Genomic DNA, 22,879 nt, shown 5'->3' with positions numbered 1-22,879 from the left:
CCGACCCGGGCGTTCACAGGAGGTGCAGGTCGCGGGCGCGGCGCACCGCCTCCCCGCGGCGCGTCGCGGCCAGCTTGCGGTAGACGCTCTTGAGATGGGTCTTGACCGTGTTGACGGACAGGTGGAGGTCGGCGGCGATCTCGTCCCGCGACATCATCTGCGCCAGGCGCTCCAGCACTTCGCGCTCGCGTTCGCTGAGCGGCTCGACCACCGGGACGAGGTCCTCGGGCCGGCCCGGCCGCCGGCTTCCCGCCGCGGCCACCACCGGGAGCCAGTCGTGTCCCTGGGCCAGGGCGGGCCGGCGCCGCACGAGCGCCGGCAGCCAGGGGCCCGCCTCCACGAACGGCCTCCTCAGGTGCTCGGGGCGGGCTCCCCGCAGGGCACGCGCCACCAGCCGCTGGGCGGTGAGGTCGTCGCCCAGTGCCTCCACGGCCTGCGCCCGGGCCAGTTGTACACGGACCGTCGTGCCCGGTGCCTCGTCCCGCTCGGCGGGGAGCGCGTCGAGCAGGGCGAGCGCCCCCGCCGCGTCACCGGTGGCCAGCCGCGCCCGGGCGGCCGCCGCGGTGGCCTCCGGCCCGGCAGCTCCGGGCCCGTCCGCGGCGAGGGCCTCCAGTGCGGCGAGCGGGTCACCCATCGCCAGGTGGGCGGCGGACAGCAGCAGCGCGGCCCGCTCGTCGACCCAGGGCGAGGGTTCCACCCCGTGAGGACGGCGTAGCTCCTCCAGGACCCGTACCGCCTCCTTCGGATGTCCCTTGGCGAGCAGCGTCCGTGCGCGCACGGACGCGAGTTCGGCGATCGCGACGGGGTCGCGCGAGGCCGTCGAGGAGGCGGTCGCCTGGTCCAGGTGGGTCTGCGCCGCGGCGAGGTCGTCGCGGTCGACCGCGACCGCGGAGAGGACGAGCTGGGCCACGCCCGTCCGGGCACCGGGCGGCAGGCCGGAGCGTTCGGCCTCGGCGACCGCGGCCCGCGCGTGCGACTCCGCGCGGCCCGGCCGGCCGTGCAGGAAGTCGATCAGGGCGAGTCTGCTGAGCGACTCGTGGCGCGGGTACGCGGTGGCGGGCCCGTCGTCGGTGCGCGCGGCGGCGGACAGCGCGGCGACGGCGTCGTCGAAGTGCCCCGCCCACAGCTGCGCGGAGCCCAGATCGGTGAGCATCAGCGCGGACAGCTCCGGGTGGCGTCCGAGGCGTTCCGCGGGCAGCCGGCGCTCCGCCGTCCTCATGTCCTCCGCCGCCGCCCGCGCCAGGTCGGCGGAGCCGGTCAGCCGTGCGGCGAGGACCCGGAGTAGGGCGTGGCTCAGCCGCAGGGCGGCCGTGTCCTCGTCGTCGGCGGAAAGGCCCTCGGCCGCGCGGCGGAGGTGGTCGAGGCCGCGCCCGACGTCGTGGCGGGCGAGTTCGCGGGCGGCGCGCACCAGGCAGGCGGCCGGGCCGGCCGTGTCGGGCGGCATGCCGGCGAAGAGCTCGTCGAGGCGTTCCGCGTCGAGTCCCGTCAGCAGCCGTCCGATGGCCGGTTCGTCGATGAGCCGGCCCGCCGCGAGATCCCACTCGCCCGCCCCGGCGGCATGCGGCAGCGCCTCCGCGAGGAGCCCCGCGTCGCTCAGCCAGCGGGCGGCCCGCCGGTGCAGCTCGGGTTCGAGTCCGGGGCTCCTGACGTGCAGATGGACGCGGAGGATCTCCGCGAAGAGGGGGTGCAGCCGGTACCAGCCGTGCCCGATGGCCTCGACGAACGCGTTGGCGTGCCGCAGTCCGGCCAGGATGGCCTGCGCGTCGTCCCGGCCCGTCAGCACGTCGGCGAGGTCCGGGTGGATCTGGTCGAGGACGCTCGTCCGCAGCAGCAGGTCCTGTGTCGCGTCCGGCTGCGCATCGAGCACCTCGGCCAGCAGGAAGTCGGCGAGGGTGCTCCGTCCCGCCTCGAAGTTCTTGATGAAGGTGTCCGGATCGTCCGCGCCCCGCGCGGCCAGGATGCACAGCCGCAGGCCCGCCGCCCAGCCGCCGGTCCACTCGGTCAGCGCCCGTGTCCCGCCGTCCGACAGGCTCAGGTCGTGGTGGCGCAACAGGTCGACCGTCTCGTCCACGGCGAACGCCAGGTCGGCGCCGCGCACCTCGGCGACCGCTCCGGCGGCGCGGTAGCGGTGCAGGGGCAGCTGCGGCTCCGTACGGCTGACGAGCACCAGGCGCAGTCCGGCGCCCGCGTGGCTGAGGACGAACTGGACCTCCTCCGCGACCTCGGGTGAGGCTCCCGCCCGGTCGAAGTCGTCGAGCACCAGCACCACGGGATCGGCGCGCTCGCTCAGCCAGGCGGCGAGCCGGGTGAGCAGGGAGTGGTCCACGTCGCCGGGCCCGGCGGGGCTGCCGACGCCGTCCGGTACGGCCACGCCGTGCCGTCGCAGGGCCTCCAGCACGTACGTCCAGAAGATGCCGGGTCCCGCGTCGTCGTTCTCGACCGTCAGCCAGGCCAGGTCGCCGGGGTGTTCCCGTGTGGAGACCCAGTGGGCGACGAGGAGGGTCTTGCCCGCGCCCGCCGGTCCGTTGACCAGGGTCAGCGGGCCCTGGACGCCCCGGGCCAGCCGGTCGACCAGGCGTGGTCTGTGGACGAAGGTCTCGGTGAGGTCCGGGACGGTGAACCGCACGGCGAGCAGGGGATCGCCGCCCGGTGTCAGAAGCCCTGCCATGGGGTCGGCCTCCGCGATCTCTCGGCTGCGCCGCGGCGTCTCGTTCCGGAGCGGTCGGCTCCGGCGCGGTCCTGCCCGGAGCGGTCCGGGCGCCACAGCGCACTGTCCGGAGCGGTCCCGCCCACTGATCGTCACCCCGCGTACCGGAAGTCGCAAGGCAGGCTCCGGTCGCCCGCGGCGGGTGAGGCGCGGGCGGCCGGACTCGGGTGCGATGGAGGCAGGGCAGGAGCCGAGCGCGGTGGGTCCGACGGACCGGCGGCGCCGGCAGGCCCGGTGAGGTGGTGACCGGTGAAGCACTGGCACGCGCTGATGGTGCTCGGGACGGCCCAGTTCCTGATGGTCCTGGACACCTCGGTCATGAACGTCTCGATCAGTCAGCTGGTCGAGGACTTCGACACCGAGGTCACCTCCATCCAGGCCGTCATCACGCTCTACGCACTGGTCATGGCCGCCTTCATGGCCACCGGTGGGCGGCTCGGGGACATCCTCGGGCGCCGCCGCCTGTTCCTCCTCGGACTCGTCGTCTACGGCGTCGGGTCGGCCCTGACCGCGGTGGCCCCGACCCTGTGGGTCCTCGCCCTCGGCTGGTCGGTCGTGGAGGGGCTGGGCGCGGCGATGGTGCTGCCTGCCATGGCGGCCCTGGTGGCCGAGTCGTACACCGGCCGGGACCGGGCGGTCGCCTACGGCGTCATCGGCGGCCTCGCCGGGGCGGGCATCGCCGTCGGACCGCTCCTCGGCGGCTGGGTGACGACGTATCTGACCTGGCGCCTGGTCTTCGCCGGGGAGGTCGTGGTCGTCGTCGCGATGCTCTGCTTCCGCCGGGTGATCACCGAGTCGGCCCGTTCCGGGCCCCGCCCCCGGCTGGACGGTGTCGGTGCCGCGCTCTCCGCGGCCGGCCTCGGACTGGGTGTGCTCGGCGTGCTCCAGAGCAGTTCCTGGGGCTGGGTGCAGCCCCGCAACCCGCCGTTCACCGTGCTCGGCTTCGCCCCGACCCTGTTCGTCGTCGCCGCCGGAGTCGTCGTCCTCGCACTGTTCGCCCGGTGGGAACGCCACCGGGAGGCGCAGGGCGCCGATCCGCTGGTCCATCTCTCCCTGCTGCGCGTGCCGCCGCTGCGCTCGGGGCTCTTGACCCTGGTCAGCCAGAACCTCATCCTGCTCGGCCTGTTCTTCGCCATCCCGCTGTATCTCCAGGTGGTGCAGGGCTTCGACGCGTTCCAGACCGGACTGCGGCTGCTCCCGGTGTCCGTCACCATGCTGGTCGCCTCCGTGCTGGCCTCGCGGCTCGGGCGGGTGATGGGGCCGCGCCGGGTGGTGCGGCTGGCCCTGCTGACCCTGCTCGGTGCCATCGTGTGGCTGCTGGCCACCATCGACCCGGTCATCGACGACGCTCAGTTCGCGGGGGCCATGGCCCTGCTCGGTGTCGGCATGGGCCTGCTCGCCTCGCAGTTGGGCAACGTGGTGCAGTCCAGCGTCGGGGAGAAGGAGCGCAGCGAGGTCGGCGGGCTCCAGTTCACCGCGCAGAACCTCGGCTCCGCGCTGGGCACCGCGCTCATCGGGTCGATCCTGATCGGCGCCCTGGCGCAGGCGTTCACCACCCAGGTGGAGAGGAACCCGAGCGTGTCCGAGGAGGCGCGGCAGCAGACGGGCGTGGCCCTGGAGGCGGGCATCAGCTTCGTCTCCACGGACCAGGTCCGTTCCGGGGCCGAGCAGGCCGGGCTGCCGCCGCGCGAGGTGGACGCGGTCACGGACTCGTACGCGACGGCGCAGCTGAACGGCCTGAAGGCGGCCGTCCTCGCCGCCGGCGGCATCACGCTCGTCAGCTTCCTGGTCACGGGGCATCTGCCGTCCGGCCGTACCGGACGCGGGAGGGGCGGCGCGAGGTCGCCCGCCACGGGCACCGACACCGACGCCGGCGACCCCGCCGACTCGCCCGGAGCCGCGTGAACGCGCCGGGCCCACGTTCACCTGCCGCGGGTGAGGGCGGACGGGCCCCCGCGCCGGATGATCGCAGGGAAGGGCCGTCCGCCTGCCCCAGGCCGCTCGCCGGGGGGAGTACACCATGCGCTACGAGATCCGCGTCGAGGGACAGCTGACGGAGACGCTCGCCGAGGCGTTCCCGGAGATGGAGCACGTGGTGGTCTCCGGACAGACGATCCTGTTCGGCCCCGTCGTCGACGAGGCTCACCTGTACGGGCTGCTGGCCCGCTGCCGGTCGCTGGGGCTGCGCGTCGTGGAGATGCGCCAACTGCCCGAATGACCAGGAGGATCACCCGTCGGGGGTGACCCGCGCACCAGAGGCGGGCGGGACGCTGAAGTGCGGGAATCCACCCGCGTCCCGTCGGCGGTCCGGCGGTCGTCCGCTCGACCGCGTGAGGAGGAGCCATGACGGAATCGCGTGGTCCGACGCCGCACACCGGGTCGGAGTCCGGGCCCGGCGGGACGGCTTCGGCGTCCCCGGGTGACCCGGCGGAGCTGCTGGCCGGAGTCGGGGCCTCGTGGACCTGGCTCCTCGGCTCGGCGCTCGCGACCCTGATCCCCGGCATCCTGGTTCTGGTGTGGCCCGAGGAGACGCTGCACGTGCTGGCCGTTCTCCTCGGTCTCTACCTGCTGGTGATCGGCGGCTTCCGCTTCGTGTCGGTCTTCGGCCACCGGGAGCAGGGCGACCGGATCGCCGGCCTGCTGATCGCGGTGCTGTACGTGCTCGCCGGGGTCCTGTGTCTGCGCAACCCCCTGCAGACCATCGCCGCGCTGTCGGTGATCATCGGCATCGTCTGGCTGGTCTCCGGTGTCCTCACCGCCTACACCGCCCTGGCCGCCAGGGATCTGCCGCACCGCGGGTTCGTGCTGTGCGCGGCGGCGATCGGCGTCATCGCGGGCATCGTGGTCCTCGCCCTGCCGACCGAGTCGGCGCGCGCCCTGACGCGGCTGCTCGGCCTGTGGATGATCCTGATCGGCCTGGTCGAGCTGGCCGTAGCCTTCGCCTGGCGGGCCGCCCTGCGCAGGGCGCTGGCGGTCACACCGCGCGATCCGGCCTCGCCGATCTGAGGGGGCTCCCGCCGTCCCGTCCGTGCGGGAAGTCCCCGACGAATTCGGGTGCCTGCCGGTGAGCAGGCCGGGGAGCCGCGCACGTACCAAGGGGCATGCCGACTTTCATGGCCAGCAGGCACGACGACCGCGTGCCGGCGGGCGGCGACGCGACGCCCTCCACGGGGCGGTGGGAAGGTCTGCGACGGCGCCGACGGGCGCTGTTCGCGGTGGCGGTGATCCTGCTGCTGGCGCAGATGACGGTCGCGATGGTGACCACGGCCGTGGAGCAGACGCCGACGATCGACGAGCCCGTCTACGCGGGCACGGCCGTGGTCTATGTCCAGCAGCACAGCCTGCGCTACAACCCGGAGCATCCGCCGCTGGGCAAACTGATCGTCGGCGCCGGGATGCTGTTCGCCCGCCCGCACCTCGACCCCGCGTTCCGGGGCGACCAGACGGAGCTGGGCCGGCATCTGCTGTACGAGTCCGGCAACGACCCGTGGCGGGTGATGCTGTGGGCGCGGCTGCCGGTGATCGTCCTGACGCTGCTGTTCGGTCTGGTCGTCCTCGCGTTCACCCGTGAACTCGTCGGCCGGTTGGGCGCGTTGGTGGCGCTCGCGCTGTACACGCTCTCACCGGACGTGATCGCCCACGGCTCACTGGCCACGCTCGACGTCCCCGCGTCCGACTTCCTCCTGACGTCGGTGTGGCTGCTGTGGCGGGCCCGGCGGCGGCCCCGGCTGTACGTGCCGCTCGCCGGCGTGGCCCTCGGCGCGGCCCTGGCCACGAAGATGAGCACGCTGCCGGCGGTCCCGGTGCTGCTGCTCCTCGCTGTCCTGTCCGTACGGCACGCGGGCCGCCCCGCTCCCGACGCCGCACCGCGCGACGGCGAAGGGGCCGGGACCCGGCGCTCCGGGACGGGCACCGCGGCACAGCACGACGAGGGCGCGGGGAACCGACCGTCCGACCCGGCCGTCGAGCCGCGCGGTGCCGAGGCGGCGGAGGTCCGGCCGCCGCGATCGGCCGGGCCGCACCACGCCGGTGGGGTCCTACGGCTGCTCCGGACCGGTGCGCCGGCGGCGGCCGGGATGGCTCTGGTGGCCGTCGTCACGGTCTGGGCGACCTATCTCGCGGTCGACCCCCGGCTGCGCTGGACGCCACCCCCGGGCCTGCCCGCGGTGCACGGACTGCGGGCGCTGCTCGTCGACCTGCTGCCCCTCCCCCAGCCCTACCGGGACGGCATGCGCGTCCAGTTCGGCTTCGAGGACACGGTCTGGCAGGGCTTCCTCTTCGGCCGTCTCTACCGGGGTTCCCTCTGGTACTACCTGCCGGCCGCGCTGCTGGTGAAGACCCCGCTCGGCATGGCGGCCCTGTGGGCGGCCGGCACCACCGCGCTGACGGCCGTACGCCGGCTGCGGCCCGCCGTTCCGTACCTTCTGCTCCCGCCCGCCGTGCTGCTGGCCGCGGCGATGACCGGCTCCCGTGATCTCGGCGTGCGCTACGCGCTCTTCGTGCCGGTGTTCCTCGCGGTCGTGGCGGGCTGTGCCGTCGTCGTGCGGCGGCGCTGGGCGGGGATCGGCGCGGCGGCGCTCGTCCTGTTCGTCGCGGTCAGCTCCCTGCTGACGTACCCCTACTACCTCCCGTACGCCAACGAGGCGTTCGGCGGCCCGGCCGAGACCCGGCTGCGTCTGCACGACTCGAACGTCGACTGGGGCCAGGACCTCGGGCGCCTGGCGGACCGGCTCCGCCGGGAGCATCCGCACGAGAAGGTGTGGCTCGTGTACAAGGGCGCCGGTGTGCCCGCCGCGTACGGGATCGACGCGGCCGATCCGCGCACGGTGCCGCCGGAGCGGGTGCACGGTCTGCTCGCCGTGTCCGACACCGCGATCGCCAAGGCCGACGCACGACTGAAGGCGCTCCTCGCCGGCAGCCGGCCGGTCGACGACGTCGGCCACTCGATCACCGTGTTCCGACGGCCCTGACCGTCAGCGGCCGTCCTCCCCGTCCGGGGCACCCAGCAGGTCCAGGACCCGCTCCCACCGGAAGTCCCCTCGCCCGCCGTCCTGTTGGGCCTCGCCCGCATACGGGTCGCCGAAGCGCACGCCCATCCCGGTCAGCCGCTCGACGCTCGCGCGGTAGGCGGGGTGAACCGCCAACGCCTCGTTCACGCACGGCAGTACGGCGATCGGGACGCCGAGTCCGTACGCCTCGTTCAGCGTTCCGAGGGCGAGCGTGTCCGATATGCCGGCCGCCCACTTGTTGACGGTGTTGAAGGTGGCGGGCGCGACGGCCACCGCGTCCGGGGCGGGGAAGGGGCGCGGCTCGCCGGGGGTCCGCCAGGCGGAGCGGAGGGGCCGGCCGGTCCGCGCCTCGACGGCGGCCGCGTCGAAGAAGCCGAGGCCCTGGGGGGTGGCGATGACACCGACCTCCCAGTTCCGCCGGTGAGCCGCGGTGATCAGCGTGTCGATGTCCTCGGCGACGCCCGCCGCGCACACCACGACGTAGAGGAAGGGCTTCTCGGTCGGTTCGCTCACACCGGAACACTAAAGGGTGTCGGGCCGGTGCCCGACGGGTCCCGTGCCGGCTCCCGCACCGGTGGATCGATGCGCGAGCGCGGTCACCGCGGCCCGCGCCGCCGCCAGGGAGGCGTCGGCGAGCCCGGTGAGTCCGGCGAGTTCGGGAACGTCGGCCGACCGGGTCAACTCGGCCGCCACGAGGTGCAGATGGGACGGGGTGACTCCGAGGGCCCCGAACCAGGCCCGCAGATAGGGCGTCTGGAAGTCGTAGCCCTCGCGGGGCGTGCCCGGTCCGTAGCCGCCGCCTCGCGCCATGACCACCACCACACGCGTGTCGCGCAGCAGACTCTCCCCGTTGTCGGGGTCGCGGAAGGCGCCGGGGAAGGTCACCCGGTCGATCCATGCCTTCAGGGCGGCCGGCACCGAGAAGTTGTACATCGGCACGCCGAGCAACACGGTGTCGGCGGCGAGGAGTTCGGTGATCAGAGGTCGGGTCAGGGACCACTCGCGTTCTTCGGCGGCGTTCTCGACGAGGGCGGCGACCTTGCCGGGAGGTACGAGGCCCTGGCGTTCGACGCGCCGTCCGAGCACGGGGTAGGCCGGGCCGATCGGCGGGACGGGTTCGGAGACGAGATCGCGGTGGACGTGTCCGTCCGTGCCGTGGGCCGCGCACCAGGACTCCGCGAACAGGGCGGTCAGCCGCCGGCTCACCGAGTCCTCGCGTTCGCCGGCGCTGGAGTCCAGGTGGAGCAGGGCGGCGGGGCGGGAGGCAGTCGTCTGCGTGGGCATGGTTCGTGTCACCTCGGGGGGATCGTGGACGTCATAGGAGGGACGGGGCGCGACGAGGAAAGGTGACCGATGGACGGGCACGACGAGCTGGCGCTGCGGTTCGAGGCGCAGCGCGGCCGGCTGTGGGCGGTGGCCCACCGGATGCTCGGTTCCGCGAGCGAGGCGGACGACGCGGTCCAGGAGACCTGGCTGCGGCTCGGCCGCGTCGACGCGGGCACGGTGGAGAACCTGCCCGGCTGGCTGCGCACGGTGGTGTCCCGGATCTGCCTGGACATGCTGCGCGCCCGCACGGCACGGCGCGAGGAGTTCGTCGGGGGGCCGCTTCCGGAGGCGTTCGAAGCGCCTGACGACGGGGCCGATCCGGCTCGGGAGGCCGAACGGGCCGACGCCGTCGGACTCGCGCTGCTCGTGGTGCTCGACACGCTCACCCCGGCCGAGCGGATCGCGTTCGTCCTGCACGACCTGTTCGCCGTGCCGTTCGAGGACATCGCTCCTGTCGTGGACCGTACCCGGACCACCGCCAAGAAGCTCGCGAGCCGGGCGCGGCACAAGGTGCGGGGCACCCCGGCGGTGTCCGCGGTCGATCTCGCCGTGCAGCGGCGGGTGGTGGAGGCGTTCCTCGCCGCGGCGCGGGGCGGCGACATCGGCGCCCTGCTCGCGGTCCTCGACCCCGATGTCGTCCGCCGGGCCGACCCCGGCGCGGTGCCGGCGGGCGTACCCACGGAGGTCCGGGGCGCACGCGCCGTCGCGGCGGAGACGGTGTTGCTCAGGCGGCAGGCCCTGCACGCCGCTCCGGCACTGCTCGACGGAAGGGCCGGCCTGGTGGTGGCCCCGGGGGGCCGGCTGCTCCTCGCCCTGACCGTCGCGGTCGACGGCGAGCGGATCACGTCGTACGAGGTGATCGCCGACCCCGTACGCCTGCGCGCGCTCGATCTGGCCGTACCGGAGGGATGGTCCGGGCCGACCGGATCGGAACCCCGCCGGGAGCCGCCGGGCGAACCGCGGGCCTCCGCGGACCGGACCGGGCGAGCCGGAGGCCCGCGCTGATGGGGAAGGGCCGGACGTCGCGCGCGGCCGTCCCGGCCGCGAGAGCGGCCCGCGCCGGTGGCGGCGGACACCTCGGTAAGTGCCCGTCGCACGGGATGCGGGGGAGGTCCGGGGCAGGTCCGGATCCGATCGGACAGGTGATCAGGGGGCCGCCCTGCTGAGACCGCCGGCCGACGCCGTCACAGGCCGCCCGCACTCGGCCGGGGGCCGCGGATGGTCCGCACACGGACGGGCCCCCGACGAGCAGGCAACCGACCCGTGGGCCGCAGGCCGCCGCAACCGGCCCCGGGGACCACACATCGGCACCCGACCGGGGGCCACAGGCCGTCCCGCAACCGTCCCCGTGGACCGCACATCGGCACCCGACCGGGAGCCGCAGGCCGACTCGCAACCGGCCCCCGGGTCGTGCGGACCTACGACCCCCCTCCGGCGAGGGCCGGCCCTCACGCCTCCTTCACGGTGATGGCGGCGACCGGGCAGGCCCGTGCCGCCTCCCGCAGCATCGGGTCGCCCCCGCCGTCCGTGCCGCCCGGCAGCAGTTCGCTGAACCCGTCGTCGTCCTGGGTGAAGACGCGCGGCGCAGCGAGGGCGCACTGGCCCGCGCCGATGCAGACGTCCTTGTCGATCGCGATGTCGACACTCATGCCGGACCTCCGCTACCAGGTCACGGGGAGTTCGAGCATCCCCTGGATCGTGTCCCCGGGCTTGAACGGGACGGCGTCCGCGGGGGTCGCCAACTGCAGGGTGGGGAAGCGGTCGAAGAGCGACAGCAGCGCGATCTCCATCTCGGCCCGGGCGAGGTTCTGCCCGAGGCACTGGTGGATGCCGAAGCCGAACGCGACGTGGTGCCGGGCCGGCCGGTGCCAGTCCAGGTCGTCGGGGTCGGGGAAGGTCCGCGCGTCACGGTTGATGACGGAGGTGGAGAAGACCACGCCGTCGTCGGCGCGGATCGTCCTGTCCCCCACCTCGATGTCCTCGGTCGCGACCCGCAGCAGCCCGTCCGCGATGGACAGGAACCGCAGCAGTTCCTCGACCGCGGCGGGCATCAGCCCCGGGTCGGCCCGCAGTTCGTCGAGCTGTTCCGGATGCCGGAGCAGCGTGAAGGTGCCCAGCGAGATCATGTTGGCCGTCGTCTCGTGCCCGGCCACCAGCAGGATGGTCGCCAGCCGGATCAGCTCCTGCCGGTCGACCTTGCCCTCCCGCATCTGGTCGTGGATGAGTTCGTCGAGCAGCCCGTCCCCGGGTTCCGCCTGCTTGCGGTCGATCAACGAGCCGAAGTAGTCGTCCAGTTGGCTCCGGGCCGCGTCGACGTCGGCTCCGCCGGGACCGCGCAGCAGCCGGCGGGACTGTGCCTCGAAGAAGTCGTGGTCGGCGTACGGGACGCCGAGGAGCGCGCAGATCACCGTGGAGGGCACGGGGAGCGCGAAGTCGTTCACCAGCTCTGCGGGCGGGCCCTGTTCGGCCATCCGGTCCAGGAGGCGGTCCACGGTCTCCTGGATACGGGGGCGCAGGGCGCCGATCCGCCGGAGCGTGAAACTCGGCACCAGCATGCGGCGCTGGACGTGGTGTTCGGGGTCGTCGACGCCGAGCAGCGCGACCCGGCGGTCTCGGGACGCGGCCAGCCGCTCGGTGGTCGCAGGGAAGGCGGGCAGCGTGCGGTCCGAGGACAGCCGCTGGTCGGAGAGGAGCTCCCGGGCGGCGGCATGACCGGTGACCACCCACACCGCGCGCCCGTCGAACAGGGAGATCCGTGAGAGAGGGCGTTCCTCGCGCAGCGGCTGGTAGCCGGCGGGCGGGTGGTAGGGGCACGTACGGTCCTGCGGAAACGCGACCGGGTCGGTGAGCTGCGACGCGGGGGCCTGTGACGTGGGGGGTCGGTGGGTCAGGGGGGCTTCTGTCATGAGTGACCTCGCAAGCGATGGTTCCCTCTTACCGATCTTCATTAGATGCCCCAGGCATCTATGTGGCCACGCGAAGTTCGGCCAGATGCGCCGTTCGCCCGATCTGGCCGAAGTGCGGCGGCACACGTTCCGCTTCCCTTGGCGTTCCGGCGCCCACCCTCGCCCCGGCGCCGCGCGCGTGGCCTGATCCGCACCTGGACACCCCTTCCGAAATTCGGTTGCGTGCGCAGATCCGGTGCCCCGAACATCGGCCCATGTCCACGATCGAAGCCTTCCTGCCGCCGACCGCCGCCGCCGTTCGTCCGGTGCGGGTCCAGCAGCAGCCCGGCCGCCCGCGGAGGCCCGACCGTTCCGCGTCGTGACCGCCGCGCTGCTCGCGGGCCTTCTCGCGGGCTACGGCATCGCCGTGCCCGTCGGAGCGGTCGCGACCTACCTCGTCTCCCTCACCGCGCGCACGACCCTGCGGACCGGTGTCTGCGCGGCGCTCGGCGTCGCCACGGCCGACGGGCTGTACGCCCTCGTCGCCGCGCTCGGTGGTACGGCACTCGCCTCCGCCCTCCAGCCCGTCCTGGTACCGCTGCGCCGGGCCTCGGCCCTGGTCCTCGCGGTTCTGGCGGTCCGGGGTGCGGTCGGCGCACTGCGGCAGTACCGCGAACGGCGCCTCGCCGCCCGCTCCGTGCAGGACCCGCCGCACCCGGCGCGCGCCTATCTGACGCTGCTGGGGATCACGCTGCTCAACCCCACCACGGTCGTCTACTTCGCCGCGCTGGTGCTCGGCAGCCGTACCGCCGAGGCCGTCCGTCCGCTGGAGCAGGGGGTGTTCGTGCTCGCCGCGTTCGCCGCGTCCGCCAGTTGGCAGCTCTTCCTCGCCGGGGGCGGCGCCCTGCTGGGCCGGGCCCTGACGGGTCAGCGGGGACGGCTGGTCACGGGGCTGGTGTCGAGCGCGGTGATCATGCTGCTCGCCGTACGGGTGTTCGTGGCGTCGTGACCCGTTCGCTCCGCCTGTCACATTCCAGCGCCGGGCTCCGTCAGTGCGATGACGGCGCGACGGGCGCCGCGGACGGTCGAGGAGAGCGCGATGCAGGCACGGATGAAGAACCCGGCGATGATCCTTCCCGGCGCCATGGAGGCGATACAGGGGCTGTACAAGGCGACGAACAAGGGCGGTGTCCCCCAGCAGACACTGGAACTCGTCCACCTGCGGGCCAGTCAGATCAACGGGTGCAGCGCCTGCGTCGACGCGGGCGGCAGGGGCGGGCGGAAGGCCGGCCTCACGGACGAGCGGCTGTGGTCGGTCGCGGCGTGGCGCGAGGCGCCCTACTACTCGGACGCCGAGCGGGCCGCGCTGGCCCTGGCCGAGGAGATGACCCGGCTGAACGACCGCGGCGGGGACGCGGTCTCCGACGAGTTGTGGGACGAGGTGGCCGACCACTACGACGAGCAGCAGGTCGCCGCGCTGATCCTGTGGATCGCCACGACCAACTTCTTCAACCGACTCAACGCCACCATCAAGGAGCCTGCGGGCGCGACCTGGGGATGAACCCGGTCGCCGGGGGCCGACCCGGCCCCCCCGCCCGCACGCGTCGGAGGCGCGGAGCGTGCCCGACCCCGGCGGCCGCACACGCCGACGCGAGCCGCAACTCGGGCCACCGGTGCGGAAGATTCACGTCCGCTCTGGTGTTGAATCGTGCCGAGACACGACCAGTCCGACGCGATGATGGGACGGAAGTCATGCCACTCGAGGGCGAGTACGAACCCAGCCCGACCCAGTGGGTGCGGGACCAGGTGGAGTTGTACGAGGGGTCCGGCGGGACCAAGGGGACGACGCTGGCGGACACCGGCCTGCCGGTCATCCTCCTCACGACACGCGGAGCCAAGAGCGGGAAGATCCGCAAGACCCCCCTGATGCGGGTCGAGAACGACGGGCGCTACGCGGTGGTCGCCTCGCTCGGCGGCGCCCCCAAGCACCCGGTCTGGTACTTCAACATCAAGTCCGACCCGCACGTCGAACTCCAGGACGGACCCGTCCGCAAGGAGTACACGGCGCGGGAGATCACCGGCGACGAGAAGGCCCAGTGGTGGGAGCGCGCGGTCGCCGCGTACCCCCCGTACACCGACTACCAGAAGAAGACCGACCGGGAGATCCCCGTCTTCGTGCTGGAGCCGACCGACTGACGCCTGCGGGACGCGCACCCGTCCGTGGCCCGGGCCGGCATCGTCGCCGGCGCGGGCCACGCGTGTGTCCGGACAGCCCGGCGGGGACGGCCACGGGACCGGAGCGCATGAACCCACGGACGCCGGGCACCCGGCCGTCAGGCCCCGCCGCGCTCCCCCGTCGCGGCGGGGCTTTCCGCTGCCGTGTCGTCGACGTGCCCCCAGTCGCTCACCCCGGTCTCGCCGCGCCGTGCGGCAGCCCGCGCGGTCTTCGCGTCGGTCACGTCCAGGAAGATCTGGTCGGCCGCCGGGAAGGTGTGGGCGACGGAACGCTTGATGCGGACGGCCACGTCCTCGACCTCCTCGCTGTCGAGTCCGGGGACGAGGTCGATCCGTGCGGCCACCAGCGTCGAGTCGAGGCCCAGCTCCATGGTCAGCAGCGCCTCGACACTGTCGATCTCGGGCTGCGCCTTCAGCAGCTCACGGATCCGGTCGCTCTCCTCCTCGTCGACAGCCCGCCCGATCAGCTGGTCACGGGCGTCCCGGCCGAGCCAGAAGGCGACGAAGACGAGCAGCAGTCCGATGGCGAAGGAGGCCGACGCCTCCCACACGACCTGGCCGGTGACCATGTGCAGCACCATGCCGATGATCGCGAGGGTGACGCCGAGCACCGCGGTGCCGTCCTCGGCGACGACGGTCCGCAGGGCCGGGTCCTTCATCCCCGCCGCGCCGCCCTGGCCGCGTACCTGGAAGAGGGCCCGCAGCAGCGAGGCGCCCTCGGCGAGCAACGACACGACGAGGACCGCGATGCCGACCATGTAGCCGCTGAAGGACTCCTCGGCGCCGTTGCGCAGGGCTTCGAAGCCCTGGAAGAAGGAGAAGCAGCCGCCCATGACGAAGATGCCGACAGCGGCGAGAAGGGACCAGAAGAACCGCTCCTTGCCGTAGCCGAAGGGGTGCTTGCGGTCGGCCGGGCGTTTGCTGCGGCGGAGCGCGGCGAGCAGGAAGACCTCGTTGAGGCTGTCCGCCACGGAGTGCGCGGCCTCGGACAGCAGCGCGGGTGAGCCCGAGAGCAGGCCGCCGACGGCCTTGGCCACGGCGATCAGCAGGTTGGCGCCCAGCGCCACGAACACGGTGACCCGCGTACTGCTGTCGGATCCGTTGCTCGTGCCCTCGCCCTTGCCCTTGCCCTTGCCCTTGCCTTTGCCTTTGCCTTTGCCCTCGCTCTCCCCCGTGTCGGCTGGCGTGCTGTCCGGCTGTTCCTTCGTGTCTTCACTGGTCACCCCGGCCGGTTTCCCCTGCCCCCGCACCTCAACCATGCGGGCGGAGGGAATCGGTGGGCATACTTCGGGCACTCGTACCGCGTCGGACCGGGCGGTGTACGCCCACGGCCGCCCCTGCACCGAAAGCGAGAAGGAGCCCCAGTGTCCAAGAAGCAGAAGAAGCAGAAGCTGTCCCTGGCCTACAAGCCCGTCGGCTTCGCGCTGAGCTGGGCCGGAGGCTCCCTGGCCGGGCTCGCCTTCCAGAAGACCTGGATGGCCATCCGGCACGAGGAGAACGCCCCCGACGCCCTCGACCGGGATCGCGGCTGGGGCGAGGTGCTCCTCGCCGCCGCCATCCAGGGCGCGATCTTCGCCGTCGTCCGGAGCGCGGTGGACCGGTCGGGTGCGAAGGCCATAGAGCGTTCGACGGGCGTGTGGCCCGCCACCGCCAAGAGCGGCGGCCGCGACTGAACCGGTCCGGCGGGCCCCGCCACCTGGACGGGGCCCGCCGGATCAGCCCTGCTTGGGCGCCGTGGAGCGGACGCACCGCAGCGTGAAGGAGTGCCCGGACGGGTCCGCGTAGCCGCGTTCCTCGTACGGGCCCGACATGTCCTTGGTCTCCAGCGGGCGTCCGCCGAGGCCGATCACCTGGCGCTCCGCCGCGTCGAGATCCTCGACGTGGAAGTCGATGTGGGCCTGGAACGAGTTCTCGGGGCGCGGCCAGCTCGGCGGGGTGGCGGTCACGTCCCGGCGGAAGGCCATCCGCATGCCGTCGGCGCCCTTGATCTCGACGCGGTTGCCGCTCGCGTCCGTCTCCTCCGCGCCCAGCATCTCCTTGTAGAACGCGGCGAGCTTCTCGGGCTCGGCGCAGTCCAGCACCACGACCGCTGCCGTGACGAGTGCCATATGTCCTCCGTAGGGTTCCGGGACGACGGCCGGCGTCCGGCCGCCACTGCCCTGCCGTCCCGGGTTACCCCGTACGGCCGATTCAGTCGGCCACGAGCCACGTGCCGCCGCGCATGAGGTCGCGTCCGGCGATCTCGTTCGCCTCGCGCCAGGCCTGCACCCGCTGCGGTGTGACCCGGAAGTACTGGTAGTGGGCGGTGAGTGCACGGGGGTCGAAGCCGGTCCTCGTCGCGAAGGCGTCCCCCACCCCGTCCGGCAGTTCGCCGGCCTCCAGGGTCTCCACGGTGCCGTCGATCATGACGACGTCGCGGGTCGGTCCGATACCGAGCCGCACGGTGCCGCTCGACCGCAGGTTGCGGCCGGTGGGACTGGCTGCCGGGGTCGCCAGCAGCAGGGTCGTACCGTCCCAGAGGTAGGACAGGGGTACGAGGTAGGGCGTGCCGCCGGTGCCGTCGGCGGTGGACACCCAGGTGTCGACGTCGCTCTCCAGCCGGGCGAGCGTGTCCTGCTTGCGCTGCTTCGCGGTGCGGGCGGGCGGGTTCATCTGCGGACGGCCTCCTGGTCGGCGTGCGGGAACGGCACCCCCGGGGCGGGGCGTGCGCGTCGGTCCACGGGGATGACGGTGGAGCGGCCCTCAGTGTGACGGGCCGGGCGGCCGCGCCCCCGCTCCGGACGTCCTCCGGGCGCCCTCGATCTCCGCGAGCCGGGCCGCGGCCGCGCTCAGCAGCAGGTCGAGGGCGGTCGGGTAGGCGCTGCGCCCCATGTCGCGCACCAGGTGGTGGGCGGTCGCCGCGATGTTCGGGTGGCTGTCGGCGGGCAGCCGCGCGTACATCGCCCGCCACACGCCGGCCTCCGCCTCGCGCGCGGCCGGGGGCAGGGCGACACTCGCGGCGTCGAGAGCCGCGAACGCCAGGGACTGGTCGACGAACGCGTGATAGATCCGTACGGCGTCGGGGTCGGGGAAGCCTGCGCCGCGCAGCACGCCGATGATCGTCTCCACCGCCTCGATCTCGTGGACGCGGCCGGTCACCCGGTAGGAGCTGAGCACGGCGGCCTGCGGATGGGCGAGGGCTCCGGCGTGGACGCGCAGTCCGAGCTCGCGGAGGTCGGCGCGCCAGTCGCCGGTGGCCCGCCAGTCGCGCAGCGTACGGCCGATGAGCTCGTCGGCGACGGCGAGGAGCAGGTCGTCGGTGTCGCGGAAGTAGCGGTAGAGGGCGCTCGGGTCGGCGCCGAGGGCCAGGCCGAGGCGGCGGACGGTGAGGGCGTCGGCGCCGTGCTCCTTGAGCAGTCGCAGCGCGGTCCGGACGATCAGTTCCTCGGAGAGGACCACGCCTGTCTTGGTGGGGCGTCTGCGCCGCCGGGCGGCGGCGGGGACGACACGGTCGTTGGCGGACGTCATGGCGGTCTCCCTCCGGTCCCGGCACCTTATGACAACGGCGTTGACCTGTTAAGGCCCCGGGCAGTTTCATTTCCGGTCATCGGGCCGGAATCAGGCCCCGGGTGCGATCGGAGCAGGCCATGACGCAGAAGCCGTACGGTGTGGATCCCCCGTCCTTGCGCAGGACCCTCGGTGTGGCGGACGGCGTCGCCATCGCCGCGTCCAGCACCGCGGCGACGACGAGCATCGGCATCGGGCTGGGGGTGACGGCCGGGGTGGTCGGGTTGCATCTGCCCGCGATCATGCTGCTGGCCTTCCTGCCGATCCTCGGGATCGCGGGTGCCTACTCCCGGCTGAACCAGGTCGAGCCGAACGCGGGCAACGGCTATGTGTGGGTGGGCCGTTCGCTCAGCCCCTGGCTGGGCTTCCTGGTCGGCTGGGTGAGCATCGTCGCCACGGTCGCGTTCCTGGCGTACACCACGGCGGTGACCGGTTCGGCGATGATCCAGCTCGCCGGGGAGGCGGGTGTGCACGACGTGGCGGGCCTGACGCTCGATCCGGGCTCGACGGCCCAGACGACGGCCGTGGGCATCGTGGTCCTCGTCGCCGTCACCCTCACCGCGGTGACCGGAGTGAAGACGGCGGCGCGGCTGCAGAGCGGGCTGCTGGTCTTCGAGTACGTGGTGCTCCTCGGCTTCTGCGGCTACGGCATCGTGACCGGCCCGCACCCCTTCAGCCTGAGCTGGTTCGACCCCTTCCAGATCCCCTCGACGACGGCGCTGGCCCAGGGACTGCTGCTGTCGGTGTTCTGTTACTGGGGCTTCGAGGCGGCCTTCACCGTGAACGAGGAGGTGCGCGACCCGCGGGACGCCTCCCGGGCCGGGACGATCACACTGGTGACGATGCTGGGCCTCTTCCTGCTCGGCTCGGTGGCCTTCCAACGGGTGCTGTCAGAGGACGAGTTGGCCGGACACGGTGCCGAGGGGCTGGCCTTCCTGGGGAACCGGCTCGCCGATCAGCCGCTGGCCGCGCTGCCGCTGGTCGCCCTGATGTTCTCGGCGGTCGCCTCGCTCCAGGCGGGCGTGATCCCGACGGCGCGCGGGATGTTCGCGATGAGCCGGGACCGTACGCTCGGGCCCGTGTGGTCGCGGGTCGACACCCGGTACGGGACCCCGGCCGTCGGAACGCTGCTGATCGGCGCGCTGGCCGTGGTCGTGGCGGGTCTGGCCTTGGTGATCCCCCGGCTCGCCGACATGATCATGGCGACGGTCAACGCGGTCGGGATCGTCGTCGCGCTGTCCTACGCCCTCACCGCACTCGCGGCCGCCGTCCGCTTCCGCGGACTGCTCCGGGAGGACTGGCGGGTGGGCCTCCGCGCGGTCGTCTTCCCCGCGCTGAGCGCCTGCGCGCTGCTCGGTCTCGGCGGTTATCTGGCCTGGTCCTTCTACACCTCGACCGACCACTTCGAGGTGAGCGCGGACAACGGCTGGTTCCTGCTGCTGACGCCCACCCTCATGGTCGTCTCGGGGTTCGCCGCGGCCGCCTGGGCCAAGTGGGTCCGTAAGTCCCCCTACTTCGCCACCGGACGGGGCACCGACGCCGACGCGCCCCAGCTCCTGGCAACCACCAACTAAGGAACAGAAAAGCATGCACGCTGACCTCATCCTCACCGGCGGCCCGGTGTTCACCCCCGAGGGCCGCACCGCGACCACGGTGGCGGTCACCGGCGACCGGATCACCGCCGTCGGCACCTCCGAGGTCCTCGATCTGCGGGGCCCGGACACCGAGGTCGTGGACCTGGCCGGGAGGCTCCTGCTCCCCGGGTTCCAGGACGCGCACGTCCATCCGGTCCCGGCCGGCCTGGAACTGGCCCAGTGCGACCTGACCGGCACGAAGACCGCCGAGGACACCGTCGCCGCCGTCCGGGCCTACGCCGACGCCCACCCCGAACGGGAGTGGATCCTCGGCGGCGGCTGGTCCATGGAGGCCTTCGCCGGTGGCACGCCGACCAGGGAGCTGCTGGACACGGTCGTACCGGACCGGCCCGTGTATCTGCCCAACCGGGACCACCACGGCGCCTGGGTCAACAGCCGCGCGCTGGAGCTGGCGGGGGTCACCCGCGACACACCCGATCCGGCCGACGGGCGGTTCGAGCGGGACGCTTCGGGCGAGCCCACCGGCATGCTCCAGGAAGGAGCCATGCAGTACGTCGGCCGGCTCACTCCCCCGGCCACGGCGGCCGACCGGCTCGCCGCCCTGCTGCACGCCCAACGGCATCTGCACGCGCTCGGCATCACCGCGTGGCAGGACGCGATCGTCGGCACCTTCCTCGGCATGGAGGACCCGTCCGAGGCGTACATGACGGCCGCGCGCGACGGTTCGCTGACCGCGCGGGTGGTCGGCGCACTGTGGTGGGACCGGGCGCGCGGCGCCGAGCAGATCCCCGAACTCGTCGAGCGGCGGGCCGCGTTGGACCACGGCAGGTTCCGCGCGACCAGCGTCAAGCTGATGCTGGACGGGGTCGCCGAGAACGGCACCGCCTCGCTCATCGACCCGTACCTCGACACGTGCGGCTGCGCCACGGCGAACCGGGGCAAGAGCTTCATCGATCCGGCCCACCTCCCTTCGTACGTCAGCGAGTTGGACGCACTCGGATTCCAGTGCCACTTCCACGCGCTGGGCGACGGTGCCGTGCGGCACGCCCTGGACGCGGTCGAGGCGGCCCGCAAGGCGAACGGCCCGAGCGACACCCGCCCGCATCTGGCGCACCTCCAGGTCGTCCACCCCGACGACGTGGCCCGGTTCGCGCACCTCGGCGCCACGGCGAACATCCAGCCGCTGTGGGCCGCGCACGAACCGCAGATGGACGAACTCACCATCCCCTTCCTCGGCCCCGAACGGGCCGCCTGGCAGTACCCGTTCGGCGCGCTGCTCCGCTCCGGCGCGCGTCTCGCGGCCGGCAGCGACTGGCCGGTCAGCAGCCCCGACCCGCTGCAGGGCATCCACGTCGCGGTGAACCGGGTGAGCCCCGACGAGCCCGGCCCGGTGTTCCTGCCGGACGAACGCCTGGACCTCACCGCCGCGTTGACGGCCTACACCGCGGGAACGGCGTACGTGAACCACCTCGACGACACCGGCGTCGTGCGGCCGGGCGCCCTCGCGGACCTCGTCGTCCTGGACCGCGACCCCTTCGCGGGTCACCCGGAGGCGATCAAGGAGACCGGGGTCGCGCTCACCTACGTCGGCGGGGAGCGGGTGTACGCGGCCCCGGACGCGTGACGCCCACGACGCGCTAGCTTCCTGGACAGGTGTCCATCTATATTGGGCACCTGTCCAAGAAGTGTGAAGTGTGTCCGTGAACGGAGCCACAGACCATGCAGACGGTCGCGAATGTGCTGGTGGGCCTGGTGGCCGCGCTGCACGTGTACATCCTGGTGCTGGAGATGTTCCTCTGGGAGAAGAAACCGGGGCGGGGGCTGCACGGATTCGACCCCGAGATGGCGCGCGCGACCGCTCCGCTCGCCGCCAACCAGGGGCTGTACAACGGCTTTCTGGCCGCGGGCCTGGTGTGGGGGCTGATCGCCACGGACCCGACCGGGTTCCGCGCCCAGGTCTTCTTCCTCTCCTGTGTCGTGGTGGCCGGTGTGTACGGGGCGGCCACGGCCAACCGACGCATCCTGTTCGCCCAGGCCCTGCCCGGCGCCGTCGCCCTCGCCGCCGTCCTCCTCGCCCGGTGACACCCGACGACCCGCGCGCCGCCCGGACCCGCGCGAAACTGCGGCAGGCACTGCTCGACGAATGCGCCGAACACCCCCTGGAGGAGACCGGCGTCGCCGCGCTCGCCCGGCGGGCCGGGGTGGGCCGGGCCACCTTCTACGTGCACTACGCCGACCTGGAGGCGCTGGCCGTCGACGCCTGCGCCGATGTCGTACGGGAGGCGGTGGAGGCGCTGCACGCGTGGCGCGGGCGGCCCGACCCGGTGTCCGCACCGCCCGCGCTGCACGACTTCTTCGCCCAACTCGCCCCGCACACAAGCCTGTACCGCTCTCTGCTGAGCCCGGGCGGCGGTGGCCCGCTGGGCCGGGTGCTCCACCACGACCTGCGGGCCCGCAGCCTCGCCGAACGCACGCTCGCCGGCGCACCGGACGCCCCGCTCGTGGCCTCCGCGGTCGCCGCCACGTTCGCCGGCGTCCTCGCTGACTGGCTGCACGGCCTGCTGGAGGGCACCCCGGACGCGGTCGCCGACGAGGTCTGGCAGCTGCTCGTCGCGCTGCACATGAGTCGCTGACGGGTCCGGCACGCCGTTGGCCAGGACCCGCCGCGCTTCCTACCTGCAGCCGAACCCGTCCCTCACCGCCGGCCAGGCCTCCACCCCGTCGGAGGTGCGGATGTACGCCGTCGACTTGTCCGCCGCCAGCCAAAGGTTCCAGTCGCGGTAGTGGTACCCCGTGTCGTGCGCGTCCGCCGGCATACGGACCTCCCCGTCGTACCTGCCGCTCAACGACTCGGGCTCGAAGATCTCCTTCGGATCGCGCACGTACTGGCGGGAGTTCGGGCCGTCGCCGAGGGTGAGGAAGTGCGCGCTCTGCCAGTCGCAGTGCTCGGCGCCGGGTGAGCTGCTCACCTTCGTGGTCGGCACGCGGTGGCCCTTTCGGTCCTCCCAGATCTCGTAGCCCTTGGACCTGGCGTAGCTCGCCGGCCATTCGGACGGATCACAGGACGCGCTGGTCTCCGGGCCCCAACCCGGGCGGTGCGGCTGGTCCTTGGCGACGACGACCGCGACCTTGGTCCTGCCCTTCACGTCGAAGGAGAACAGCACGCGGTCGCCCTCCCGTCGCTCCACGCGGTAGCCGTAGTCGGGCTCCTCGGGCTGGTAGATGTCGAAGTACGCGTTCAGCCCCTCCTCGGGGGTCGAGCCACCGTCCCGCTTGCTCCACCGGTCCGACCCGCCGCCCGAGAAGATCGCGCCGTCGCACTCCAGCGCCTTGCCCGCCGCGCCCGAACCCTCCCCCGGCTCGGGCTCACCGTCCCCCGAGTTCTTCTCCGAGGGCAGATGGAGCGACCCCGTGTAGGGCGAGGCCGGCGGGGTGCCGGTCACCACCAGGTCGTCCCGCCCGCCCGCGCCGCCGCACCCCGCCAACGCCAGCCCGGCCAGCACCACTCCGGCCGCGATCCCTCTGCGCATACCCAACCCCCGTCACACCGTTCCGTGTTCGTGCTCCTACGACGCG

Annotated in this window: 23 protein-coding genes; 13 read left to right on the top strand and 10 right to left on the bottom strand. The window is 73.2% G+C overall.

Going from position 1 to position 22,879, the window contains the following annotated elements:
* Positions 1-13: 13 nt before the first annotated feature.
* Positions 14-2,668 (bottom strand): LuxR C-terminal-related transcriptional regulator, encoded by a 2,655-nt coding sequence (locus AB0C62_RS13710; protein WP_362972636.1) that lies wholly within the window; start codon positions 2,666-2,668, stop codon positions 14-16.
* Positions 2,669-2,956: 288 nt separating this feature from the next.
* On the opposite strand from AB0C62_RS13710, the gene AB0C62_RS13705 reads away from it, so the two are divergent.
* The 4 genes from AB0C62_RS13705 to AB0C62_RS13690 all read left to right on the top strand — a co-directional run bounded on the left by AB0C62_RS13705 (position 2,957) and on the right by AB0C62_RS13690 (position 7,677).
* Positions 2,957-4,612, top strand: a complete 1,656-nt coding sequence (locus AB0C62_RS13705; protein WP_362972634.1) for an MFS transporter — start codon at positions 2,957-2,959, stop codon at positions 4,610-4,612.
* Positions 4,613-4,727: 115 nt separating this feature from the next.
* The gene (locus tag AB0C62_RS13700; protein ID WP_362972632.1) at positions 4,728-4,925 is read left to right on the top strand and encodes a hypothetical protein; all 198 of its coding nucleotides are present in this window, start codon (positions 4,728-4,730) and stop codon (positions 4,923-4,925) included.
* A 125-nt stretch (positions 4,926-5,050) separates the two neighbouring features.
* Entirely contained in the window at positions 5,051-5,713 is a 663-nt protein-coding gene (locus tag AB0C62_RS13695; protein ID WP_362972630.1) for a DUF308 domain-containing protein, read from the top strand.
* A gap of 107 nt (positions 5,714-5,820) precedes the next feature.
* The gene (locus AB0C62_RS13690) at positions 5,821-7,677 is read left to right on the top strand and encodes a phospholipid carrier-dependent glycosyltransferase (RefSeq protein ID WP_362972628.1); all 1,857 of its coding nucleotides are present in this window, start codon (positions 5,821-5,823) and stop codon (positions 7,675-7,677) included.
* A 3-nt stretch (positions 7,678-7,680) separates the two neighbouring features.
* Here the strand turns inward: AB0C62_RS13690 and AB0C62_RS13685 are convergent, their stop codons facing one another.
* On the bottom strand, positions 7,681-8,229 hold the full coding sequence (locus AB0C62_RS13685; protein ID WP_362972626.1) for a flavoprotein: 549 nt from the start codon (positions 8,227-8,229) through the stop codon (positions 7,681-7,683).
* A 9-nt stretch (positions 8,230-8,238) separates the two neighbouring features.
* Positions 8,239-9,000, bottom strand: a complete 762-nt coding sequence (locus AB0C62_RS13680; RefSeq protein ID WP_362972624.1) for an NAD(P)H-dependent oxidoreductase — start codon at positions 8,998-9,000, stop codon at positions 8,239-8,241.
* A 69-nt stretch (positions 9,001-9,069) separates the two neighbouring features.
* On the opposite strand from AB0C62_RS13680, the gene AB0C62_RS13675 reads away from it, so the two are divergent.
* The gene (locus AB0C62_RS13675) at positions 9,070-10,047 is read left to right on the top strand and encodes a sigma-70 family RNA polymerase sigma factor (protein WP_362972622.1); all 978 of its coding nucleotides are present in this window, start codon (positions 9,070-9,072) and stop codon (positions 10,045-10,047) included.
* Positions 10,048-10,490: 443 nt separating this feature from the next.
* Here the strand turns inward: AB0C62_RS13675 and AB0C62_RS13670 are convergent, their stop codons facing one another.
* Both AB0C62_RS13670 and AB0C62_RS13665 read right to left on the bottom strand, forming a co-directional pair.
* Positions 10,491-10,691 (bottom strand): ferredoxin, encoded by a 201-nt coding sequence (locus tag AB0C62_RS13670; RefSeq protein WP_351432150.1) that lies wholly within the window; start codon positions 10,689-10,691, stop codon positions 10,491-10,493.
* Between the two features lie 12 nt (positions 10,692-10,703).
* Positions 10,704-11,948, bottom strand: coding sequence for a cytochrome P450 (locus AB0C62_RS13665; RefSeq protein WP_362972620.1), 1,245 nt, complete (start codon positions 11,946-11,948; stop codon positions 10,704-10,706).
* A 358-nt stretch (positions 11,949-12,306) separates the two neighbouring features.
* Here AB0C62_RS13665 and AB0C62_RS13660 point away from each other — a divergent pair, with 358 nt between their 5' ends.
* From AB0C62_RS13660 to AB0C62_RS13650, 3 genes are all read left to right on the top strand, one after another.
* Positions 12,307-12,936, top strand: coding sequence for a LysE family transporter (locus tag AB0C62_RS13660; RefSeq protein ID WP_362972618.1), 630 nt, complete (start codon positions 12,307-12,309; stop codon positions 12,934-12,936).
* Between the two features lie 90 nt (positions 12,937-13,026).
* The gene (locus tag AB0C62_RS13655) at positions 13,027-13,488 is read left to right on the top strand and encodes a carboxymuconolactone decarboxylase family protein (RefSeq protein WP_267049198.1); all 462 of its coding nucleotides are present in this window, start codon (positions 13,027-13,029) and stop codon (positions 13,486-13,488) included.
* Positions 13,489-13,679: 191 nt separating this feature from the next.
* Entirely contained in the window at positions 13,680-14,123 is a 444-nt protein-coding gene (locus AB0C62_RS13650) for a nitroreductase family deazaflavin-dependent oxidoreductase (protein ID WP_362972616.1), read from the top strand.
* A 137-nt stretch (positions 14,124-14,260) separates the two neighbouring features.
* Here the strand turns inward: AB0C62_RS13650 and AB0C62_RS13645 are convergent, their stop codons facing one another.
* A complete protein-coding gene (locus tag AB0C62_RS13645) occupies positions 14,261-15,235 on the bottom strand; it encodes a cation diffusion facilitator family transporter (RefSeq protein ID WP_362972890.1) in 975 nt (324 codons plus the stop codon).
* A 291-nt stretch (positions 15,236-15,526) separates the two neighbouring features.
* Here AB0C62_RS13645 and AB0C62_RS13640 point away from each other — a divergent pair, with 291 nt between their 5' ends.
* Positions 15,527-15,835: a DUF4235 domain-containing protein gene (locus tag AB0C62_RS13640; protein ID WP_362972614.1), complete on the top strand. Its 309-nt coding sequence runs from the start codon at positions 15,527-15,529 to the stop codon at positions 15,833-15,835.
* Between the two features lie 42 nt (positions 15,836-15,877).
* On the opposite strand, the gene AB0C62_RS13635 is transcribed toward AB0C62_RS13640, so the two are convergent.
* The 3 genes from AB0C62_RS13635 to AB0C62_RS13625 form a co-directional block, all read right to left on the bottom strand.
* Positions 15,878-16,270: a VOC family protein gene (locus AB0C62_RS13635; protein WP_358815848.1), complete on the bottom strand. Its 393-nt coding sequence runs from the start codon at positions 16,268-16,270 to the stop codon at positions 15,878-15,880.
* Between the two features lie 82 nt (positions 16,271-16,352).
* Positions 16,353-16,814, bottom strand: coding sequence for a pyridoxamine 5'-phosphate oxidase family protein (locus AB0C62_RS13630; protein WP_362972612.1), 462 nt, complete (start codon positions 16,812-16,814; stop codon positions 16,353-16,355).
* A 90-nt stretch (positions 16,815-16,904) separates the two neighbouring features.
* The gene (locus AB0C62_RS13625; RefSeq protein ID WP_362972610.1) at positions 16,905-17,669 is read right to left on the bottom strand and encodes a TetR/AcrR family transcriptional regulator; all 765 of its coding nucleotides are present in this window, start codon (positions 17,667-17,669) and stop codon (positions 16,905-16,907) included.
* Positions 17,670-17,788: 119 nt separating this feature from the next.
* On the opposite strand from AB0C62_RS13625, the gene AB0C62_RS13620 reads away from it, so the two are divergent.
* The 4 genes from AB0C62_RS13620 (at position 17,789) to AB0C62_RS13605 (ending at position 21,936) form a co-directional block, all read left to right on the top strand.
* Positions 17,789-19,282, top strand: coding sequence for an APC family permease (locus AB0C62_RS13620; RefSeq protein WP_362972608.1), 1,494 nt, complete (start codon positions 17,789-17,791; stop codon positions 19,280-19,282).
* A gap of 13 nt (positions 19,283-19,295) precedes the next feature.
* Entirely contained in the window at positions 19,296-20,927 is a 1,632-nt protein-coding gene (locus AB0C62_RS13615) for an amidohydrolase (protein ID WP_362972606.1), read from the top strand.
* Positions 20,928-21,022: 95 nt separating this feature from the next.
* On the top strand, positions 21,023-21,385 hold the full coding sequence (locus AB0C62_RS13610) for a DUF1304 domain-containing protein (protein ID WP_362972604.1): 363 nt from the start codon (positions 21,023-21,025) through the stop codon (positions 21,383-21,385).
* On the top strand, positions 21,382-21,936 hold the full coding sequence (locus tag AB0C62_RS13605; protein ID WP_362972602.1) for a TetR/AcrR family transcriptional regulator: 555 nt from the start codon (positions 21,382-21,384) through the stop codon (positions 21,934-21,936). Before AB0C62_RS13610 ends, AB0C62_RS13605 begins: the two co-directional genes overlap by 4 nt.
* A gap of 39 nt (positions 21,937-21,975) precedes the next feature.
* Here the strand turns inward: AB0C62_RS13605 and AB0C62_RS13600 are convergent, their stop codons facing one another.
* A complete protein-coding gene (locus AB0C62_RS13600; protein ID WP_362972600.1) occupies positions 21,976-22,833 on the bottom strand; it encodes a hypothetical protein in 858 nt (285 codons plus the stop codon).
* Positions 22,834-22,879: the final 46 nt, after the last annotated feature.

It is taken from the genome of Streptomyces sp. NPDC048643, from assembly GCF_040650615.1.
In the GTDB taxonomy this organism is placed as follows: domain Bacteria; phylum Actinomycetota; class Actinomycetes; order Streptomycetales; family Streptomycetaceae; genus Streptomyces.
This window is presented reverse-complemented; position numbering and strand designations above follow the sequence as displayed.

Excerpts from the sequence above, each read along its gene's own strand:
- AB0C62_RS13670 (WP_351432150.1), bottom strand. The coding sequence starts at position 10,691 with ATGAGTGTCGACATCGCGATCGACAAGGACGTCTGCATCGGCGCGGGC.
- AB0C62_RS13675 (WP_362972622.1), top strand. The coding sequence starts at position 9,070 with ATGGACGGGCACGACGAGCTGGCGCTGCGGTTCGAGGCGCAGCGCGGC.
- AB0C62_RS13700 (WP_362972632.1), top strand. The coding sequence starts at position 4,728 with ATGCGCTACGAGATCCGCGTCGAGGGACAGCTGACGGAGACGCTCGCC.
- AB0C62_RS13630 (WP_362972612.1), bottom strand. The coding sequence starts at position 16,814 with ATGAACCCGCCCGCCCGCACCGCGAAGCAGCGCAAGCAGGACACGCTC.
- AB0C62_RS13620 (WP_362972608.1), top strand. The coding sequence starts at position 17,789 with ATGACGCAGAAGCCGTACGGTGTGGATCCCCCGTCCTTGCGCAGGACC.
- AB0C62_RS13610 (WP_362972604.1), top strand. The coding sequence starts at position 21,023 with ATGCAGACGGTCGCGAATGTGCTGGTGGGCCTGGTGGCCGCGCTGCAC.
- AB0C62_RS13680 (WP_362972624.1), bottom strand. The coding sequence starts at position 9,000 with ATGCCCACGCAGACGACTGCCTCCCGCCCCGCCGCCCTGCTCCACCTG.
- AB0C62_RS13625 (WP_362972610.1), bottom strand. The coding sequence starts at position 17,669 with ATGACGTCCGCCAACGACCGTGTCGTCCCCGCCGCCGCCCGGCGGCGC.
- AB0C62_RS13650 (WP_362972616.1), top strand. The coding sequence starts at position 13,680 with ATGCCACTCGAGGGCGAGTACGAACCCAGCCCGACCCAGTGGGTGCGG.
- AB0C62_RS13690 (WP_362972628.1), top strand. The coding sequence starts at position 5,821 with ATGGCCAGCAGGCACGACGACCGCGTGCCGGCGGGCGGCGACGCGACG.
- AB0C62_RS13615 (WP_362972606.1), top strand. The coding sequence starts at position 19,296 with ATGCACGCTGACCTCATCCTCACCGGCGGCCCGGTGTTCACCCCCGAG.
- AB0C62_RS13635 (WP_358815848.1), bottom strand. The coding sequence starts at position 16,270 with ATGGCACTCGTCACGGCAGCGGTCGTGGTGCTGGACTGCGCCGAGCCC.
- AB0C62_RS13710 (WP_362972636.1), bottom strand. The coding sequence starts at position 2,668 with ATGGCAGGGCTTCTGACACCGGGCGGCGATCCCCTGCTCGCCGTGCGG.
- AB0C62_RS13665 (WP_362972620.1), bottom strand. The coding sequence starts at position 11,948 with ATGACAGAAGCCCCCCTGACCCACCGACCCCCCACGTCACAGGCCCCC.
- AB0C62_RS13600 (WP_362972600.1), bottom strand. The coding sequence starts at position 22,833 with ATGCGCAGAGGGATCGCGGCCGGAGTGGTGCTGGCCGGGCTGGCGTTG.
- AB0C62_RS13655 (WP_267049198.1), top strand. The coding sequence starts at position 13,027 with ATGCAGGCACGGATGAAGAACCCGGCGATGATCCTTCCCGGCGCCATG.
- AB0C62_RS13695 (WP_362972630.1), top strand. The coding sequence starts at position 5,051 with ATGACGGAATCGCGTGGTCCGACGCCGCACACCGGGTCGGAGTCCGGG.